This window comes from Myxococcus vastator (assembly GCF_010894475.1).
Lineage (GTDB): Bacteria > Myxococcota > Myxococcia > Myxococcales > Myxococcaceae > Myxococcus > Myxococcus vastator.
Genome location: NZ_JAAIYB010000934.1, coordinates 1 through 657, shown reverse-complemented (window position 1 = coordinate 657; position 657 = coordinate 1). Strand labels below are relative to the sequence as shown.

The window sequence follows — 657 nt, the reverse complement described above, 5'->3', positions numbered from 1 at the left end:
GCGCTGGCGGCGCCCTGCCTGGACTTGGAATTCATCGGCGCCAAGGAGGGTGAGTCTCCCGCCTTCCGGCAGTTGCTGCCGCGGGTGGTGGAAGCCTTTGGCGAGCACTTTGGGGTGGTGACAGCCGACGCGGGGCTGACGGCCGCGCAGAATGCAGCCTTGGTGCGAGAGTTGGGCAAGCACTACTGTTTCGGGTTGAAGGCCAACCAGCCCACCCTTCACGAGTACGCCATGCGGGCCATCGCCTCCAAGCAGTGCCCAGCCCGCTCGCGCACCGAGGAGCGGGCGCATGGGCAGACAGTGGTGCGCGAGTTGTGGACGCACGCGCTGACGCCCGACGAGGTGGACTTCCCTGGAGCGCGCACGTTGCTGCTGGTGCGGCAGCAGCACTGGGACGACGAGGACAACCTCCGGGCGGAGGACTACCGCTACTTCGTCACCTCGCTGGACACCACCGTCTTCAACTTCCACCAACTGCTGCGGCTGGTGCGGGTGCACTGGGGCATTGAGAATCGCCACAACTGGACGCTGGACGTCGTCCTGGGCGAGGACGCGCGCCAGCCCTGCCGCCCAACGCGCACGGCCCTGGAGGTGGTGGCCTGGCTGCGGGCGATGGCCTTCAATCTGCTCGCCTGCTTCAGAACGCGTCTGCCTCCG

The 657-nt window shown here is 67.6% G+C and carries 1 protein-coding gene; it reads left to right on the top strand.

Going from position 1 to position 657, the window contains the following annotated elements:
• Positions 1 to 24: 24 nt before the first annotated feature.
• The coding region (locus tag G4D87_RS38420) for an ISAs1 family transposase (protein ID WP_163787671.1) at positions 25 to 657 on the top strand (633 nt) is incomplete at its 3' end.